General features: G+C 73.1%; 15 protein-coding genes. 3 read left to right on the top strand and 12 right to left on the bottom strand.

All coding sequences use genetic code 11. From position 1 onward, the window contains the following. The 5 genes from ABD211_RS04575 to ABD211_RS04555 all read right to left on the bottom strand — a co-directional run. A partial coding sequence (locus ABD211_RS04575) for an EsaB/YukD family protein (RefSeq protein WP_344126519.1) occupies positions 1–180 on the bottom strand: 180 nt, incomplete at its 3' end. Between the two features lie 40 nt (positions 181–220). Beyond that, complete coding sequence (locus ABD211_RS04570; RefSeq protein WP_344126517.1) at positions 221–1,837, bottom strand: FAD-dependent oxidoreductase; 1,617 nt, start codon at positions 1,835–1,837, stop codon at positions 221–223. Between the two features lie 253 nt (positions 1,838–2,090). After that, positions 2,091–3,236, bottom strand: coding sequence for an NAD(P)/FAD-dependent oxidoreductase (locus ABD211_RS04565; protein ID WP_344126515.1), 1,146 nt, complete (start codon positions 3,234–3,236; stop codon positions 2,091–2,093). After that, complete coding sequence (locus ABD211_RS04560) at positions 3,233–4,237, bottom strand: proline racemase family protein (protein ID WP_344126513.1); 1,005 nt, start codon at positions 4,235–4,237, stop codon at positions 3,233–3,235. Before ABD211_RS04560 ends, ABD211_RS04565 begins: the two co-directional genes overlap by 4 nt. Further along, complete coding sequence (locus ABD211_RS04555) at positions 4,237–5,100, bottom strand: dihydrodipicolinate synthase family protein (protein ID WP_344126511.1); 864 nt, start codon at positions 5,098–5,100, stop codon at positions 4,237–4,239. The genes ABD211_RS04560 and ABD211_RS04555 overlap by 1 nt, the downstream gene beginning before the upstream one ends. Positions 5,101–5,245: 145 nt before the next feature. Between ABD211_RS04555 and eccCa the strand changes: the two genes are divergently transcribed. Continuing rightward, the gene (gene eccCa / locus ABD211_RS04550) at positions 5,246–9,199 is read left to right on the top strand and encodes a type VII secretion protein EccCa (RefSeq protein ID WP_344126509.1); all 3,954 of its coding nucleotides are present in this window, start codon (positions 5,246–5,248) and stop codon (positions 9,197–9,199) included. 55 nt (positions 9,200–9,254) lie between these two features. Continuing rightward, positions 9,255–10,952, top strand: a complete 1,698-nt coding sequence (gene lysS, locus ABD211_RS04545; RefSeq protein ID WP_344126507.1) for a lysine--tRNA ligase — start codon at positions 9,255–9,257, stop codon at positions 10,950–10,952. A gap of 19 nt (positions 10,953–10,971) precedes the next feature. Here lysS and ABD211_RS04540 read toward each other — a convergent pair whose 3' ends face one another. The 6 genes from ABD211_RS04540 to ABD211_RS04515 are packed head-to-tail and all read right to left on the bottom strand — an operon-like array spanning position 10,972 to position 16,150. Then, positions 10,972–12,159: a MarP family serine protease gene (locus tag ABD211_RS04540; protein WP_344126505.1), complete on the bottom strand. Its 1,188-nt coding sequence runs from the start codon at positions 12,157–12,159 to the stop codon at positions 10,972–10,974. Positions 12,160–12,210: 51 nt separating this feature from the next. Continuing rightward, positions 12,211–12,801, bottom strand: a complete 591-nt coding sequence (locus ABD211_RS04535) for an NUDIX hydrolase (RefSeq protein WP_344126527.1) — start codon at positions 12,799–12,801, stop codon at positions 12,211–12,213. A gap of 52 nt (positions 12,802–12,853) precedes the next feature. Beyond that, positions 12,854–13,417, bottom strand: coding sequence for a TlpA family protein disulfide reductase (locus tag ABD211_RS04530; protein ID WP_344126503.1), 564 nt, complete (start codon positions 13,415–13,417; stop codon positions 12,854–12,856). A gap of 2 nt (positions 13,418–13,419) precedes the next feature. Continuing rightward, positions 13,420–14,157: an endonuclease III gene (gene nth / locus ABD211_RS04525; protein WP_344126525.1), complete on the bottom strand. Its 738-nt coding sequence runs from the start codon at positions 14,155–14,157 to the stop codon at positions 13,420–13,422. Positions 14,158–14,200: 43 nt separating this feature from the next. Then, positions 14,201–15,460, bottom strand: coding sequence for a CapA family protein (locus tag ABD211_RS04520; RefSeq protein WP_344126501.1), 1,260 nt, complete (start codon positions 15,458–15,460; stop codon positions 14,201–14,203). 39 nt (positions 15,461–15,499) lie between these two features. Beyond that, positions 15,500–16,150, bottom strand: coding sequence for an adenosylcobinamide amidohydrolase (locus ABD211_RS04515; protein WP_344126499.1), 651 nt, complete (start codon positions 16,148–16,150; stop codon positions 15,500–15,502). A gap of 114 nt (positions 16,151–16,264) precedes the next feature. Here ABD211_RS04515 and ABD211_RS04510 point away from each other — a divergent pair, with 114 nt between their 5' ends. Next, positions 16,265–16,942: a Crp/Fnr family transcriptional regulator gene (locus ABD211_RS04510; RefSeq protein WP_344126497.1), complete on the top strand. Its 678-nt coding sequence runs from the start codon at positions 16,265–16,267 to the stop codon at positions 16,940–16,942. 316 nt (positions 16,943–17,258) lie between these two features. Here ABD211_RS04510 and ABD211_RS04505 read toward each other — a convergent pair whose 3' ends face one another. Beyond that, positions 17,259–18,203 carry a serine/threonine-protein kinase gene (locus ABD211_RS04505; RefSeq protein ID WP_425560343.1) on the bottom strand — a complete coding sequence of 315 codons (945 nt, stop codon included), beginning with the start codon at positions 18,201–18,203 and terminating at the stop codon, positions 17,259–17,261. Positions 18,204–18,210 lie beyond the last annotated feature (7 nt).

Genomic DNA, 18,210 nt, shown 5'->3' with positions numbered 1-18,210 from the left:
CGGCCCGTGCGGCGGCCGGGGCGCGCCCGCGGGCGGCCGCAGCTCGCCCGCCTCGCCGGCGCGGCGCAGCAGCTCAGGGAGAACCTCGGCGAGCGGCACCTGGTCGGGCAGGACGAGATCGAGGCGGCGGCGCGGGGCGCGGATCGTCACGCGGGCCACGCCACTGGTCGGGGCGGTCACCGCACCGTCCTACCACGTCCGTCCGGAACATTGGTACCCGTCAGTCCCCGGCCAGCTCACCGAGCGTGACGGGTTGCGCGACCGGCCGGTGCGCGAACGCGGCAAGATCGGCCATTGTGGTCGGCCGTTCGCAGGCCACGGCGGTCAGGCACGCGGTCGCGTACCCGCACATCCGCCCCTGGCACCAGCCCATCCCGGGCCGCGCGAACAGCTTGACCGCCCGCGCGTCGGTGGCGCCCAGCTCGGTGACCGCCGCACGGACCGCGCCGGCGGTCACCTCCTCGCACCGGCAGACGAGCGTCGCGTCGCTCACCCACCGCGGCCAGCCGCCGGGCACGCGGTGGGCCCGGTGCATGGCCGCCGCGAAGCGCCGCAGCCTCGCCACGGGAGTACGGGCGGGCGCGGGCGCGCCGGCCGCCGACGCCCCCGCGAGGCGTCCCTCGGCGACGGCGAGTGCCCACCCGCCCACCCCGGTGACCTCACCGGCGGCGTAGACGCCGTCCACAGTGGTCCGCTGGCGGTCGTCGACGGCGAGGACCAGGTTCCCGTCGACGTCGACCCGCGTGCCGCAGCCGAGCGCGAGCGCCAGTTCCAGCTGCGGGACGAACCCGTAGCTGACCGCCACCGCGTCGCACGCGACGCGCCGCTCGCCGCCGGCGACGGGGTTGCCGTCCCGGTCGAGTGCGCTGATCGTGACGGCCTCGACGGCGTCCGTCCCGTGCGCGGCGGTGACGGCGTGCCGGGTCCGGTACCGCACCCGCCTCGCGGCGAACGTGGCCGCGTACCGCGCCGCCTCGATCAGCTTCCCCGGGGCGGCGAGCAGCGCCCCGGGCCGCGCGGCGTACCGGCGCGGATCCCCGGCCTCGACGACGACCGGCACGTCCGCGCCGGCCTTCACCAGCCCGGCCGCCACGGACAGGAGGAACGGCCCGGCCCCCGCGACGACGACCCGCCGCCCGACGGCGACTCCCGAGCCCTTGATCAGCGCCTGCGCCCCGCCGGCCGTGACGACCCCCGGCAGGTCCCACCCGGGGAACGGCACCACCCGGTCGTACGCCCCGGTCGCGATGACGACGCGCGCCGCGGTGACGACCCCCTTCGCGGTATGCAGCCGGAACCCGTCGTCCCCTGCCTCGGCGAACCACACCGCCGCGTCGACCAGCCGGGTCAACCGCCCGTCGTCGATCGCCCCGACCAGCTCCTGGTATGCGCGGTCCGCCGGCGGTCGCCCCTCGGGATGCCGCCAGAACTGCCCGCCGGGCCGCGACCCGGCATCCACGAGGGCGACGGTCCTCCCCGCCGCGAGCGCCGCCCCGGCGGCGGCGAGACCGGCCGGCCCCGCCCCCACGACGGCCACGTCGACCCGCACGTCGACCCCGCCGCGCGACGGCGCGCCCATGGCGCCGCCGGCCGCGTCGGGGGCGAGCACCATCCCGGGTCGCGAGGGCACGAGGCAGGCCCGCTGGTGCGGCACCCCGTCCACAGTGATCAGACAGTCGAAGCACGCCCCGATCCCGCAGAACACCCCGCGCGGCCGCCCACCGCCCCGCGTCGCCCGCCACGCGCCGACCCCGGCCGCGATCAGCGCCGCCGCGACGCTCTGCCCGCCCCGCACGGGCACCGACCGACCGCACCAGTCGACGACCTCGTCTGTCATGACGTCACCGCTCCACCCGTCGCTGTAACGCACCGTGATGCCCGCGCCCTCAGGTACATCGCCCCTCGCCCCCCTTTGCTCTGCTTCCCTATAGGAATCAGGCACGCAGAGTTACCTACCCCAAAGGGGACAAATAGACATACTGCCTGTTCGCCGCCAGTGATTCCTATAGGGAAGCAGAGCAAAGTGGGTGGAGATTCGTCTGTCGGTTGGGCGCCCGGTAACGCGTCGTGACATCCAGTCCCCATCACCCTCAGTTACCCCCGAGGCCAACAAACCGAGCGGGGTCGAACGGCACCGGATCGACGGCGGACGCCCCACCCGTCACCAGGGCCGCGATGAGCTCGCCGGTAGCGGGGGCGAGGCCGATCCCGGCGCCCTCATGGCCACACGCGTGCCACAGTCCCGCCACCTGCGGGTCCGCGCCGATCACCGGCAGATGATCCGGGGAGTACGGGCGGAAGCCCCGGTACGCGCGCAGCACGTTGACGCCGGCCAGGAACGGGAACAGGCGCAGCGCGTTGCGCGCCAGCAGGCGCAGGGCCGGCAGGGAGAAGGTGCGGTCGAAGCCGACGCGTTCGCGGGTCGAGCCGATCAGGACCGTGCCCGCCGCCGTGCCCTCGACCACCGCCGACGCCTGCAGGCCCGCGTCGTCGCTCGCCACGTTCGCCAGGTACTCCGCGTCGTAGACCTTGTGCCGGATCAGCGGCGGCAGCGGCTCCGTGACCAGGATGAAGCCGCGGCGCGGCGCGATCGGCACCTGGACGCCGTCGCGCGCGAACACCGAGCCGGCCCAGGTGCCGGCCGCGTTCACCACCGTCGGCGTCGCGAACACCGTGCCCGACGCGGTCTCCACGCCGACCACGCGGCCCTCGGCACGGCGCAGGCCGGTGACCTCGACGCCGCAATGGACGGTCGCGCCCGACTCCGCGAGCAGGGTCGCCGTCGCCAGCATCGGTTGGACCTGCATGTCCTGGGGATAGAGGGCGCCGCCCGCGAAACCGGGGGCCAGGTGCGGTTCCACCTCCCGCAGCTCGCCGGCGTCGAGCGGGCGCGCGCTCACGCCGTACTCCCGCTGGTGGAGGGCGAGCGACGCGAGCCCGGACATGGCGGCGGCGCTGGACGCCACCATCACGCCGCCCTTGTCCTCCAGCTCGAACCGGGGGCCGCCGACGTCCGCGCCCAGGGCGCGCCAGAGCGCGTTCGAGCGGACCGCGAGGGCCAGCTCGGGGCCGGGCTCCTTGTCGGAGACCAGCAGGTTGCCCTCGCCCGAGCCGGACGTCCCGCCGGCCACCGCGCCCCGCTCCAGCACCGTCACCCGCAGGCCGGCCCGGGACAGGTAGAAGGCGCAGGCCGCACCGACGATGCCGGCGCCGACGACCACGGCGTCCGAGGTCACAACAGGAAGCCCGCCGGGAACGGGTCCTCAGGATCGAGCATGTACTGGGCGGTGCCGGTGACCCAGGCCCGGCCGGTGACGGTCGGCACGACCGCCGGGCGGCCGGCGACCGTGGTCTCCTCGACGAGACGGCCGATGAACGGGCGACCCAGGTACGACTCGTTGACGAAGTCGCGGTCGAGCGGGAGTTCGCCGCGCGCCCACAGCTGCGCCATGCGCGCCGACGTGCCCGTCCCGCACGGGGAGCGGTCGAACCAGCCGGGGTGGATCGCCATGGCGTGCCGGGAGCGGTGCGCGTCGGAGCCGGGGGCGGCCAGGTACACGTGGTGACAGCCGCGGATCTCCGGCTGCTCGGGGTGCACCGGCTCGCCGGCGTCGTTGATCGCCGCCATGATGGCCAGCCCGGCGTCGAGGAGCTGGCTCTTCGCGGCCCGGTCGAACGGCAGGCCCAGCTTCTCCAGCGCGACGATGGCGTAGAAGTTGCCGCCGAACGCCAGGTCGTAGCCGACCTCGCCCAGGCCGGGCACCTCGACGGAGGCGTCCAGCGCCACCGGGAACGACGGGACGTTGCGGATCGTCACGCCCGTCGCGGCACCGTCGTCACGGACGGCCACGTCGACGACGACCAGGCCGGCCGGGACCTCCAGGCGGATCGTGGTCACCGGCGACGTCACCGGCACCATGCCCGTCTCCACCAGCACCGTCGCCACGCCGATCGTGCCGTGCCCGCACATCGGCAGGCAGCCCGACACCTCGATGAACAGCACACCGAAGTCCGCGTCGGGGCGGGTCGGCGGCTGCAGGATCGCGCCGGACATGGCCGAGTGCCCGCGCGGCTCGAACATCAGCAGCGTGCGCAGGTGGTCCAGCTCGGTCATCAGGTGCACGCGCTTGTCGGCCATCGTGGCGCCCGGGATCACGCCGACGCCACCCGTGATCACCCGGGTCGGCATGCCCTCGGTGTGCGAGTCGACGGCGTGGAAGACCTTTCTGGTACGCATCAGCGCGGCGCCTGCGCGCGGATGCGCGCCGCCTGCTCGTCGGTGAGCGGCACGCGGGGCGGACGGCACGGGCCGCCGTACCGGCCGACCTCGTCCATCATCAGCTTGATCGCCTGCACGAACTCGGTCTTCGAGTCCCAGCGCAGCCAGGGGTGCAGGATCCGGTACGCCGGCAGGGCGGTGTCCAGGTCGCCCTTGACCGCCGCCTCCCACAGGGTGACGCACTCGGCGGGCAGGGCGTTCGGGACGCCGGAGATCCAGCCCTTCGCGCCGGCCAGGGCCAGCTCCAGGGCCACGTCGTCCGACCCGGCGATCACGTCGAGGCCGGGTGCCGCCTCGGCGATCTCGTACCCGCGCCGCACGTCGCCGGTGAACTCCTTCACGCCGACGATCAGGCCTTCCTTATGGAGTTCGGCCAGGAGGTCGGGCGTCAGGTCGACCTTGGTGTCGATCGGGTTGTTGTACGCCACGATGGGCAGCCCGGCCTTCGCCACCTCGCGGTAGTGGGCGACAACGGCGCGCCGGTCGGCGCGGTACGCGTTCGGCGGCAGCAGCATCACGGCGGGACAGCCGGCCTCGGCCGCCCGCTCGGTCCACCGGCGCGCCTCCAGCGCCCCGTACGCGGCCACGCCCGGGACCACGACGCCCCGGCCGGCGGCGGCCGCGGTCGCGACGCGGACCACGTCGACGCGCTCGGCCCCGGTGAGCGTCTGGTACTCGCCGAGAGAGCCGTTGGGGACCACGCCGTGGCAGCCGCTGGTGATCAGCCAGTCCACGTGCGCGGCGAACCGCTCGAAGTCGATGGTCAGGTCCTCCCGGAGGGGCAGCGCGGTAGCGACCAGCACCCCATGCCATGGCGTCATGGTCGCCAGTCTTGCCGATCACGCCTCGACCTGCACAGTCCCCCGGTTATGCACAGTCTTTTCCACAGGATTGTGCACAGCCTTGTGCACAACCACTGGGACGGGGGCGGACACGCAGCGTCGCCGGCACCTAACATCGAGCGCCATGGGTACGGTCATCATCACGCGGCCGCCGCGTCGGCCCGCGCCGCCGATGCCCACGGGCGAGCTCCCGATCGAGCCGCCGCCGGTCATCCCCCAGCCCACCGGCCAGCGCTGGCAGCAGTGGCTGTCCGTGCTCCCGCTGCTCGCCGGCACGGTGGCGACCGCCCTCATGTTCAGCGGCAACCAGAGCGCCGGCGCCTACACGTACGTGGTGGGCGGGCTGTTCGGGCTGTCCACGCTCGGCATGCTGATCACCAACTGGGGCGGGCAGAACGGCCCCCGCAAGGCGGAGCTGATCCAGGCCCGCCGCGACTACCTGCGCTACCTCGCCGGCCTGCGGCGCACGGTCCGGCACGCGATCACCGAGCAGCGCACGGCCCTGCTGTACCACCACCCCGACCCGCAGGCCCTGTGGTCGGACGCGCTCGGCCCCCGCGTGTGGGAGCGCCGGCCCACCGACCCCGACTTCGGGGTGGTCCGCGTCGGGCTGGGCCCGCAGGCGCTCGGCAGCGAGCTGGTCGCGCCCGCGTTCGACCCGACCGCCAACCTGGAGCCCGTCACGGCCGGCGCGGTGCGCCGCTTCCTCGACGCGTACGCGGTGGTGCCCGACCTGCCCGTGGCGCTGAGCGTGCGCGGCTTCTCGCGCGTCGTGCTCGACTCCCCGGCGCACGCCCGGTCCCTGGCCCGCGCGATGGTGGGGCAGCTCGCCACCTTCCACGCCCCCGACGACCTGATCATCGCGGCGTGCGTGGCCGCCGACCAGCGCCCCGCCTGGGACTGGCTGAAGTGGCTCCCGCACGCCCTGCACCCCACGAAGGTCGACGCCCTCGGCCCGCGCCGGCTGCTCGCCGAGTCGCTCACCGAGCTGGATGAGCTGCTGTCCGACGTGGTGGCCACACGCAAGCGGGCGGTGCCGGGGACGTCGGCGAGCGCCGCCCCGCACGTCGTCCTGCTCGTCGACGGCGGCGACCTGACCGGCTCCACGCACCTCGGCGTCGGCCTGGACGCGGTGACCATGGTCGAGGTGGGCGCCCCGCCGCCCGCGCCGCTGGACGCGGGCACCATCGTCCTGCACGCCGACGCGGCGGGGGTCCTGTCCACCGTCACCACCGACGACCGCGCCCGCGTCGGCACCGTCGACACGCTCAGCCACGTGGAGGCCGAGGCCCTCGCCCGGCGGCTGGCCCCACTGCGGCTGGCCGGCGCCGTCAAGGACCACGCCCCGCTGGCCCGCGACTTCGACCTCGCCGAGCTGCTCACCATCGCCGACGCGACGACCGTGGACGTCGCCGCCCTGTGGCGGCCCCGGTCGCGGCGCGACTTCCTGCGCGTACCGATCGGCACGGGCACCGACGGCTCACCCGTGATGATCGACCTGAAGGAGTCCGCCGAGGACGGCATGGGCCCGCACGGCATGCTCGTCGGCATCACCGGCTCCGGCAAGTCGGAGCTGCTGCGCACGCTCGTGCTCGGGCTGGCCGCCACGCACTCGTCCGAGGAGCTCAACTTCGTCCTCGTCGACTTCAAGGGCGGCGCGACGTTCTCGGCGCTGGACCAGCTCCCGCACACCTCGGCCCTGATCACCAACCTGGAGAAGCAGCTGCCGCTCGTCGACCGGTTCGGCGAGGTGCTGGAGGGCGAGCTGGCCCGCCGCAGCGAGCTGCTCAACCGCGCGGGTCACCTGTCGTCGCTGCGCGAGTACCGGGCGGCGGGCCGCGGTGACCTGCCGGCCCTGGCGACGCTCGTCATCATCTGCGACGAGTTCACCGAGCTGATCGGCAAGAAGCCGAACTTCGCCGAGCTGTTCGACCGGATCGCCCGGCAGGGCCGGTCGCTGGGCATGCACCTGCTGCTGGCGACGCAGAAGTTCGACGAGGGTCGCACGCGCGGACTGGAGGGCCAGCTCAACCTGCGGATCAGCCTGCGCACGCAGCACGCGATGGACTCGCGGGCGGTGCTGAAGGCCCCGGACGCCGCCGAGCTGCCGGCCGCGCCCGGCCACGGGTACCTGACCTTCGGCGGCGGTCCGCTGACCAGGTTCAAGGCCGCGTACGTGTCCGGACGGTACCGGCGGCGCGCCCTCGCCGGGGCGGGCGCGGGCGGCGGTTCGGCCGGGGTGCTCGACTACCACACGCATCACGTGGCCGGGACGCCGACGGAGCCGGCCGCGCTGGAGATCGAGGCCAGCGAGAGCCTGCTGGAGCTGCTCGTCGCGGCGATGCGCGGGCGCGGCCCGGCGGCGCACAAGGTATGGCTGCCGCCGCTGCACCAGGCGCCGAACCTCGACGACCTGCTCGGCGCCATCACGACGATCGACGCCCCCGGCCGGGGGGTGCGCGGCCTGACCGTGGCCAACCCGTCGCTGCGCGGCGCCCTGCAGGTGCCCGTCGCGCTCGTGGACAAGCCGTTCGAGCAGCGCCACGACGTGTGCTGGCTCGACCTGGCCGGCGCGGCGGGGCACGTGGGGATTGTGGGCTCCCCGCAGAGCGGCAAGTCCACCGTCGCGGCCACGCTGGTCACCGGCCTCGCACTCACCCACACCCCGCGCGAGGTCCAGGTGTACTGCCTCGACTTCGGCGGCGGGCGGCTCGGCACGCTGCGCGGGCTGCCCCACGTCGGCGGGGTCGCCGGCCGGCTCGACGCGGCCGCCGTCCGCCGTACGGTCGGCGAGGTCGCGACGCTGCTCGCCGACCGGGAGCGCCGCTTCGCGGCCCGGGGCATCGACTCGATCGCCACGTTCCGCCGGCTGCGCCGCCCCAGCGACCTGGACTCCACCGTCGCGGTCGCCGAGGACGACTTCGGCGACGTGGTCCTGCTGGTCGACGGCTGGCAGACACTGCGGCACGAGTTCGAGGATTTGGAGCCGATCGTCATCGACCTGGCGACGCGGGGCCTGAGCTACGGCATCCACCTCGTCGCGACCGCGAACCGCTGGCTGGACTTCCGCAGCTCCACGACCGACCTGTTCGGGGCGAAGCTGGAGCTGCGGCTCGGCGACGCCGCCGACTCGGTGGCCGGGCGCGCCCGCGCCGAGGCGGTCCCGAAGGCGACCCCGGGCCGGGGCCTCACCGCCGAGGGCGCGCACCTGATGACCGCGCTACCCCAGCTGGCCTCGATGGGCCCGGACGAGCTGGTGAAGGCCATCGACGCGGCCTGGCCGGGCGACCGCGCCCAGCCGGTGCGGCTGCTGCCGCCGCTGGTGGACTACACCTCGTTCGTGGTGCCGGACGCCGACGGGGTGGGGCGGCCGGTCGGCACCGAGTTCGCGCTGCCGATCGGGATCGCCGAGAACGACCTGCGCCCGGTGCTGCTGGACTTCGCCGCCGAGGGGCACCTGGTCGTCTACGGCGACAGCGAGTGCGGCAAGTCGAACCTGCTGCGGGTGATCGCCGAGTCGCTGATCCGCCGGTTCCGGCCCGACCGCGCCAAGATCATGCTGGTGGACTACCGGCGCAGCCTCCTCGGCGTCGTCCCCAAGGAGTACGAGGTCGGCTACGGTACGGCCGCCGAGCACACGACGGCACTCATGGAGGCGCTGAGCCGGAAACTGCACGAGCGCCGACCCGGCCCGGACGTGACCGCCGAACAGCTGCGCACCCGCTCGTGGTGGACGGGGGCGGAGTGCTTCGTGCTGATCGACGACTACGACCTGGTGGCGACCGGCCCGACCAATCCGATCCAGCCGCTCGTCGAGCACCTGGCGCACGGCCGTGACGTGGGCCTGCACGTCATCGCGGCCCGCCGTGCCGGCGGCGCGGGCATGGCCAGCTTCGACCCGCTGCTCAAGACCCTGCGCGAACTGGCGTCACCGGGCCTGGTGATGGCCGGCGACCGTAACGAGGGCCCGCTGGTCGGCGCCGTCCGCCCGTCCCCGCAACCCCCCGGCCGGGGCTGGCTGGTCACCCGCAAACAGGGCGCCCGCCTCGTCCAGCTGGCCCACCTCCCGCTCGACTGACCTCCGGGCTTGCGAGAATGGCGACGTCCCGCGTTGCCGAAAGGACAGATCCCCGATGACCAGCAGTGTCGAGTCCGACTGGGTCAACCGGTTCGCCGACGAGGTGATCGCCGAGGCTGACCGCCGGGCTCCCGGGCGGACGATCGTATGCGCGTCGGGGCTGAGCCCGTCCGGGCCGATCCACCTGGGCAACCTGCGTGAGGTGATGACGCCGCACCTGGTCGCGGACGAGATCCGCCGGCGCGGCCGCGACTGCGTGCACGTCGTCTCGTGGGACGACTTCGACCGGTTCCGTAAGGTGCCCGCCGGCATCGACCCGGCCTGGGCCGAGCACATCGGCAAGCCGCTGACCGCCGTGCCCGCGCCACCCGGCAGCAGTCACCCGAACTGGGCCGAGCACTTCAAGGCCGCCATGATCGAGTCGCTCGGTCAGCTCGGCGTGGAGTTCCGCGGCATCAGCCAGACCGGCATGTACACGTCCGGCGCCTACCGTGGGCAGATCCTGCACGCGATGCGCGAGCGCCACCGCATCGACGCGATCCTCGCCCGCTACCGCACGAAGCCGAAGGCGAGGCCCGAGGCCGACGACGCGGCGGCCGCCGAGGCGGCCGAGGGCTCCGGAGCCGCGACCGAGGACGACGGCAGCGCGGCCACCGGCTACTACCCCTACAAGCCGTACTGCACCTCGTGCGACAAGGACCTCACCACGGTCACGTCCTACGACGACGACACGACCGAACTGACGTACACCTGCGTGTGCGGGCACGGCGAGACCGTCCGGCTGGACGGGTTCGACCACGGCAAGCTGGTCTGGAAGGTCGACTGGCCGATGCGGTGGGCGTACGAGGGCGTGGTGTTCGAGCCCTCCGGCGTCGACCACAGCTCACCGGGTTCCTCGTTCGTGGTGGGCGGTCAGATCGTGCGCGAGGTCTTCGGAGCCGAGCCGCCGATCGGCCCGATGTACGCCTTCGTCGGCATCAGCGGTATGGCCAAGATGAGCAGTTCCCGGGGCGGCGTGCCGACCCCGGCCGACGCGCTGCGCATCATGGAGGCCCCGCTGCTGCGCTGGCTCTACGCCCGACGCCGGCCGAACCAGTCCTTCAAAATCGCCTTCGACCAGGAGATCCAGCGGCTCTACGACGAGTGGGACGCGCTGGCCGCCCGGTCCGACGCCGGCACCGCCCCGCCCGCCGACGCGATCGCCTACGACCGGGCCCGGCGCACCGCCGGCGCCGCACTGCCGACCACGCCCCGGCCGCTGCCCTACCGGATGCTCGCCTCGGTCGCCGACATCACCACCGGTGATCCCGCGCAGACGCTGCGCATCCTGCACGAGATGGACCCCGAGCAGCCGATCGACTCGCTCGACGAGGTGCGCCCGCGACTGGACCGGGCCACCGCCTGGGCGACCGAACAGCTGCCGGTCGACCAGCGCACCCAGGTGCGCGACAAGCCCGACCTGGAACTGCTCGAATCACTCGACGACGACCAACGGCGCTCGCTGGATCTGCTGCTCGCCGGGCTGGACGGGCACTGGTCGCTCGACGGGCTGACCACGCTGGTCTACGGGGTGCCCAAGCAGATGCTGGGCCTGCCACCCGACGTCAGGCCGACGCCCGAGCTCAAGGCGGTCCAGCGGACGTTCTTCGTCCTGCTCTACCGCCTGCTGGTGGGCCGCGACACGGGCCCTCGCCTGCCTACGCTGCTGCTGGCGACAGGCGCCGACCGCACGCGCACCCTGCTGCTCGGATAACGACCGGGGTGAGTGACGGTCAGGTGCAGCTGCCCGTGGCCACCGGCTCGGTGCGGGACGCGCCCGCCGTCGCCACGGGGGCCGCCTCGTCGGCCGTCAACGCGAAGCCCGTGTTCGGGTCGTCGACCGCGGCGGCGAAGATGACGCCCAGGACGCGGGCGTCCTCGCTGATCAACGGGCCACCGGAGTTGCCGCTGCGGACCTTGGAACGGAGCGTGTAGACCTCGCGGGTGACCGTCGCGTCGTCGTAGATGTTCGGCCCGCGCACCTTGCGGGCGTCGCGCACCCGCGCCGAGGTGGCCGTGAACGGCCCGTTCAGCGGGTACCCGACGACGATCGCGTCGTCGCCGCTCTCCGCCTCGGTGCCGGCCCAGGGCAGCACGGGCGCCGCCAGGCCGGGCACGTACACGACGGCGAGGTCGCGCAGCGGGTCGTAGAGCACCACGTTGCCGCGCGTCCGCTTGCCGTTGATCTCGACCGTCAAGGAGCCCTTCGTACCCGCGACGACGTGCGCGTTCGTCATGATGTGCTCCGGGGCGTACACGAAGCCGGAGCCCTCGATGCGCCGCGAGCACGACGGCGCCGTGCCGAGGATCTTGGCCGAGGAGCGCTTGGCGGTCTGCACGGCCGCGGACTTGGCGAGCTTCGGGTCCGGCGCCGGCACGTCGGTGACCTCGGTGGGGGTCAGCCCGCCGAACACGTCCGGGAAGTCGCTGTCGGCGATCGAGTCGCGCAGTCCGTTGTAGACCGAGCGCGCCGCGTCCGGCATGACCGTGTCGACGCCGTGCAGGATCGCGCTGTTGCGGACCGCCTTGGCGACCCCGGGGAGCGCGGACGAGCCGAGCGGCGCGGCGATCATCCAGGCGACGAGCAGCAGCGCCAGCACGGACACGAGGATGCCGCCGGTGTCGTCAAGCCGACGGCCGCCCGGGCTGACGATCGCGCGACGCAGCCGGTTGCCGGCCCACGCGGCGATCGCCTGGCCGCCCATCGCGATGCCGAACACGATGATCAGCGACACCAGGATCCGGCCGAGCGGTTGCTCGAACGTGTCGACGATCAGTGGCGCCACCTGCAGGCCGATCAGGGCGCCGCCGAAGAATCCGACGAACGACAGCGCGCCCACGAGAAAGCCCTGCCGGTACCCGTTGATCGCGAACAGCACGACAAGGAGAACCAACAGAAGATCAACTACGCTGCCGAACATCCCGCAAGAGTACGGGCGCCCCGCCACCGTCACCCACCGTCCGAACGAGCATCACTCGGGGACGGGAATCACCCGCCCGGGCGCCCACGGACGGGTCCACCCGGCCAGCTCGAACAGCGCGTCCAGGATCCCGGCGGTGAACCCCCAGATCACCATCGACCGCACCGCGAACGCCGGCCCCACGTACCCACTCGGGTGCTTCACCCGCACCCGGTTGGCCGGGTCCAGCAGCTCGGCGACCGGGATCCGCTCGACCCGGGCCACCTCCTCGGGCTGCGCCACGGAGACGGGGTGCGGCGCGTGCCACCAGGCCAGCACGGGCGTCACCACGAAGCCGCTCACGGGGATCCACAGCCGCGGCAGCGTGGCGACCACGGTCGCACTGTCCGGCGACAGCCCGACCTCCTCGTTCGCCTCCCGCAGCGCCGTCGCCACGGCGTCCTCGTCATCCGGGTCGGCCGCCCCGCCGGGGAACGCGGGCTGCCCGGCGTGCGAGCGCATCCGCGCGGCCCGCTGCAGGATCAGCACGTCCGGGCCGTCGGCCTGCTCCCCCAACAGCACGAGTACGGCGCTGGGCCGCCCACCCACGGTCGGGGTGGGCCACCGGGTGAAGTCGGCCCGGCGCGCCTGAACCGCCCGCATGGCGAGCGGATCCCACCACGCCGGCAGTTCGACGGCCGCGCCGGTCACGGCGTCACGGCAGGTCCACGTGGAGCTTGTCGCGGACCAGTCGGGCCAGGGTCTGATCGGTGAGGGCCGCCTTGTCGTGCAGGTAGACGACGTGACCGCCCGCGTCGAGGAACATGGTCACGGGCAGCCCGCCGCGACCGAGCCGGGCGAGCAGCGTCCTGTCGGCGTCGAACACGGCCGGAAAGGTCACCCCCACGTCGGTGGCGAGGCTCGCCGCGGCCGCGCGGGTGTCGCCGGTGACGACGCCGAGGACGAGCACGGCGCCGGAGTCGGCCAGCCGCTGCAGCGCGGGCAGCTCCTGCCGGCACGGCGCGCACCAGGACGCGTACAGGTTCACGACGGCGGGCCGGCCCAGCGCGCGCAGCCGGACCCGGGGCCCGCCGGCGAAGCAGTCCAGGGTGACGTCGGGCGCCAGGGCGAGGTCGGACGCCGGCGACCCGGCGGGCGCCGTCGCGGCCCCCGGACACGCGGCGAACGGCGACGGCCCGCCCGGATCGGCCTTCCCGCCCGTACTCCCGCAGGCGGCCAGGGCCAGCGCGGACAGCAGGAGCGCGACGGCGCGCCGCACCCTCACTCCCTGCCGCCCTGCGCCAGCGCGATGATCTCCTCGGCGCGGTCGCCCTTGACGAGCGCGGCCGCGGTGGTCGGGTCGATCGGGCCGGTGCCGTAGGACGGGCAGTCCCTGGCGAGCGGGCAGGCGCCGCAAGCGGGCTTCCGGGCGTGGCACACGCGCCGGCCGTGAAAGATCAGCCGGTGCGAGAGCATGGTCCAGTCGCGACGCTCGATCAGCTTGGCGACCGCGTGCTCGATCTTCACCGGATCGGACTCATCGGTCCACTTGAAGCGCGCCACGAGCCGCTGGAAGTGGGTGTCGACGGTGAGGCCGGGCACGTTGAACGCGTTGCCGAGCACCACGTTGGCGGTCTTGCGCCCGATGCCGGGCAGGGTGACCAGCTTGTCGAGCTTGCCGGGGATCTCGCCCTTGTACCGGTCGAGGACGCCCTGGGCGAACCCGATGATGTTGTTGGCCTTGTTCCGGAAAGTGCCCGTGGGCTTGATGATCTCTTCCAGCTCGGCGCGGTCGGCGGACGCGTAGTCGGCCAACGTGCGGTAGCGCGCGAAGAGCTTCGGGGTGACCTGGTTGACCCGCGCGTCGGTGCACTGGGCGGAGAGGATCGTGGCGACGGTCAGCTCGAGCGTGTTGGTGTGGTCGAGCTCGCAGTGCGCGTCGGGGTGCACGATCGCCAACTGGCGCGCCATGCGCCGGGCGCGGCGCTTGAGCGCGAGCGGGGTCTCCTCCAGCGGAATCACGCACCAAAGCTACCGCCCCGACCCGACAGCGGGCCGTCGCCTACGGCGCCAGTGGCGTGATCTTGCCGATCTTGTCGATCTGCGCCGCCGAGTCGCCGAAGTCGTCCGCCGACAGGCCGCGCACGAACGCGAGCGCCCGCTTGTCCTTGTCGACGGCCGGGTAGCCGCCCGACACCATCTCCGTGGGGACGAGCGTGCCCCCGGCCCAGGTGCCGTCCGGGTGCAGGCTCACCTTGAGGATGCCGCCCACGCCCAGGTAGCCGGTGCCGCGCAGCACCTTGTACCCGCAGAAGTTGCCCAGGCTGTACGCGATGAGCCGGCCCTTGTAGAACTCCATCCCGCGCATGATGTGCGGCCCGTGCCCGAACACCACGTCGGCGCCCGCGTCGATCATCTTGTGGGTGAAGCCGATCAGGTCGCCCCGGTCCTCCCCGAGGAAGATCTCGTGGCCCTTCTTCACGTGCGACTTGTCGGCGCCCTCGGCGCCGCCCTGCATCTGGACGACCACGATGTCGGCCTTCTCGGCCGCCTTGCGGACCAGGTTCGCGCTGCCCGTCATGTTATTGAGGCTCTGCGTCCAGCCGTAGATCGAGAACCCGATGACGGCGACCTTCACGCCCTTCACCGTCCGGTACGCGATCTGCCCGGGCGCGCCCGTGTAGTCGATCCCGACGCCGTCGAGCGCCCTGCGCGTGTTGGTCAGCCCGGTCTGTCCCATGTCGAAGGTGTGGTTGTTGGCCAGGTTCATCACCCCGAACCCGGCGTCCTTCAGGTGCCCGGCGTACGAGGTGGGCAGGCTGAACTGGTGGCACCCCGAGGCCGGCACCGGACTCGGCGACGGGTTGCCGGGCTTCGGGCTGGGCGTCTCCCAACCGCACTTGGTGTGCCCGGTGTCCGCCGACAGCGGCGTCTCCAGGTTTCCCATCACCAGGTCGGCGGCGAGCGCCGTGCGGACCCGGTCGAAGAACCCCTTGCCGCCGCGCGGCGGCAGGTCGTCCGGCCACGAACCCATGATCACGTCGCCGACGCCGGCGAGGGTGATCGTGCCGTCGTCGGCCGCCGGGGACGACGCGGGCGCGGTGCCGCTCGGGGCGCCGCTGCCGCCCGGCGCCAACCAGTCGGCGGTGGGGCCTTCCGGGCCGAGGGACGCGCCCGCCGCGACGGCCGCGATGACGAGGCCCAGCACGAGGGCCGGCACGACAACGAACAGCGGCCCGCGCCGGCGCTCGGCGGCGGGCGGTGCTTCGATGGCCGGGGGGTCCTCTTCGGGCGGCAGGTACGGTCGTCCGTAAACAGTCACTACGTCACGTTCCGGGAGGTCGGGCGGGGTGAGCCCAGGCTACTCGAACGGGTGACTCCACGTCGTCGGCCACGCGGCGGTGCCTGCGAGAACGGCCGCGTGGGTGGCCCGGGCCAGCCGCGCGCCCCACAGCGACCGCGGGCCGCCGAACGGCTCGGCCGGCCCGTCGGTCGGGCACGCCACGACGACGGCGTCGCTCGCCGTGCCGGTGGCCGCCACCCCGTACTCCCAGAGGGCCTGGACCTTCGCCTCGGTCATCGTGATCGCGGCATTGACCAGCGCGGCGTCGGTCAACGGCACCGGGACCGTGGCGACGATGTTGATCGTCCCGATGCCGTGGCGCAGATCACCGTCGGGCGCCGCGGCCCAGGTCGGATGCCCCAACCCGACCGTCGCGACCACGTCGGCCCCGGCGTCGTTGGCGGATGTCGCCGCGTCGACATCCACGGCCGTCAACAGCCCGGCGCCGGGTCCGCGCAGCCCGAGGCCGTCGGCCAGCTCGCCCAGGTGCCGCTCCGGGTCCATCCGCGAGTACGTCCGGGAAACGGTCGCGTTGATGATCCACCAGCGTTCGCCCAGCCCACCGCCCAGCGGGCCACTGGAGATCACCCGCATGGGCGCGTCGAAGCGCCAGAACAGCAGAGAAAGGTCTGCGCCATCCTCGATGCGGCTGGTACGTGTCGGTGCCATCGGCCGGGATATTAACGGGAGATCACCGATTTGCTAGGCCGGCGTCCGTTTCTCGCCCTGGTGTGCCTAGACTGACTCCGTCCGGCAGTCTTGCCGGAAGGTGGAGGTGCGGCGATGGACGAGACTTTGACCCGCAGCGGGATCTTCCAAGGTGTGGACCCCGAGGCGGCCGAGGCGCTCGCCAAGGAGATGGAGACGGTCGAGATCCGCAAGGGCGACGTCGTCTTCAACGAGGGCGAGCCCGGCGACAGCCTCTACATCGTGCTGTCCGGAAAGATCAAGCTGGGCCGCCGCGCGCAGGACGGCCGACAGAACCTGATCTCCGTGATGGGCCCGTCCGACATGCTCGGCGAGCTGTCGCTGTTCGACCCCGGCCCGCGCACGGCCACGGCCACCGCGGTGGTCGACACCCGCCTGGCCCGCCTGCGCAAGCAGAGCCTGCGCCCGTGGCTGACCAACCGCCCGGAGATCGCCGAGCAGCTCCTGCGCGTGCTGGCCCGCCGCCTGCGCCGCACCAACGACGCCCTCGCGGACCTCATCTTCACCGACGTCCCCGGCCGCGTCGCCAAGAACCTGCTCCAGATGGCGGGCCGCTTCGGCTCCCGCGACGGCGGCGTCCTGCGCGTGACCCACGACCTCACCCAGGAGGAGCTCGCCCAGCTCGTCGGCGCCTCCCGCGAGACGGTGAACAAGGCCCTGGCCGACTTCGCCTCCCGCGGCTGGCTCCGCCTGGACGGCAAGAGCGTGATCATCCTCGACCCCGAGCGCCTGGCCCGCCGCGCCCGCGTCTGACCCACCCGACCCGGGGTGTCATCAAACCCTGGCGACACAACGCCAGGTTGGTAACTTGGCGTAGTCGCGCCCGCGTTGTCACTGTGCGCAATCTCCGCGACAAACGCGCCGCGCCTTCCCACCCACTTTGCTCTGCTTCCCTATAGGAATCAGGCACATTGAGCAGCAACAATAACCTAAAGCACTCGACCAATTACCCCACGTACCGCAACTCTGCGTTGTGCTTCCTATAGGGAAGCAGAGCAAAGTGAGGAGAAGGGCACAGCGCTGCGCGCGCGACAATAACCGAGAGTGACCCCGCGGCCGAGAGGACGACTCAGTCCTCGAGCCAGGGGGCCGGGGTGTCGAAGGTCGGGTGGGCGACCGTGGGTTCGTCCGATGTGTCCCGTCGGTCGCCCGTCGGCGGGATCACCTGCAGCGGGCGCAGGGCCGACGTCGGGTCCGGGTCGCGGCGGACGCCGCCGAGGGTGTCACGCAGTTCGGTCGCCGTGGGACGGGCCGACGGGTCGTTCTTGAGGCCCTGGCGCAGGGTCGCGGTCAGCTCCGCCGGCACGCCCGGCAGGTCCGGCACCGGCTCCGCGAACAGGTCGATCACCGAGACGAGCGTCGGGTTGTGGCCCTCACGCCAGCGCGGCGGGCGGCCCGACAGCAGGGCATACAGCGTCGAGCAGAGGGCGTAGACGTCCGAGGCGGGCACCGGGCGGGCGTGGTGGAACAGCTCCGGGGCCGCGTAAGCGGGCGTCAGCTCCAGCGTGATCGATGTGTCGCGCGTCTCCGTCAGCACGGCGAGGCCGAAGTCAGCCAGGGCCGGCTCACCGAAGCGCGTGATCAGGATGTTGGCCGGCTTCACGTCGCGGTGCACCATGCCGAGGCTGTGCGCGTCCGCCAGCGCGTCGGCGATCTTCGCGCCGACGTCGCGGGCCTCGTGGTGGGTGAGCGGCCCCTGCTTGAGCCGGTCGGCGTAGGTGCCGTCGCACAGTTCCATGATGAGGAACGGGTGCTGGTCGTGGGTCACGCCCGCATCGAACAGGTCGACCACGTGCGGGTGCGACGACATCTGGCCCGCCGCCTTCGCCTCCCGCAGAAAGCGCCGCTGGTCCCGGTCGCTCTCCAGGGTGCGGTGCTCGACCTTGACCGCCACCTCGCGGCCGATGGACTCCTGCACGGCCCGGTAGACCGTGGCGTATCCACCTCGGGCAACGACGTGGAGCCCGGTCAGGCCGGGGATCGTGGGGTGTACGGCGGGCGGGGGGGCGCTCACACCCGGA

Source organism: Luedemannella flava (genome assembly GCF_039528515.1).
In the GTDB taxonomy this organism is placed as follows: Bacteria; Actinomycetota; Actinomycetes; order Mycobacteriales; family Micromonosporaceae; genus Luedemannella; species Luedemannella flava.
This window is presented reverse-complemented; position numbering and strand designations above follow the sequence as displayed.

Bases quoted from the DNA above. Each gene is read 5' to 3' on its own strand.
- ABD211_RS04510 (WP_344126497.1), top strand. From the start codon at position 16,265: ATGGACGAGACTTTGACCCGCAGCGGGATCTTCCAAGGTGTGGACCCC.
- ABD211_RS04555 (WP_344126511.1), bottom strand. From the start codon at position 5,100: ATGACGCCATGGCATGGGGTGCTGGTCGCTACCGCGCTGCCCCTCCGG.
- lysS (WP_344126507.1), top strand. From the start codon at position 9,255: ATGACCAGCAGTGTCGAGTCCGACTGGGTCAACCGGTTCGCCGACGAG.
- ABD211_RS04535 (WP_344126527.1), bottom strand. From the start codon at position 12,801: ATGCGGGCGGTTCAGGCGCGCCGGGCCGACTTCACCCGGTGGCCCACC.
- eccCa (WP_344126509.1), top strand. From the start codon at position 5,246: ATGGGTACGGTCATCATCACGCGGCCGCCGCGTCGGCCCGCGCCGCCG.
- ABD211_RS04560 (WP_344126513.1), bottom strand. From the start codon at position 4,237: ATGCGTACCAGAAAGGTCTTCCACGCCGTCGACTCGCACACCGAGGGC.
- ABD211_RS04540 (WP_344126505.1), bottom strand. From the start codon at position 12,159: ATGTTCGGCAGCGTAGTTGATCTTCTGTTGGTTCTCCTTGTCGTGCTG.
- ABD211_RS04515 (WP_344126499.1), bottom strand. From the start codon at position 16,150: ATGGCACCGACACGTACCAGCCGCATCGAGGATGGCGCAGACCTTTCT.
- ABD211_RS04570 (WP_344126517.1), bottom strand. From the start codon at position 1,837: ATGACAGACGAGGTCGTCGACTGGTGCGGTCGGTCGGTGCCCGTGCGG.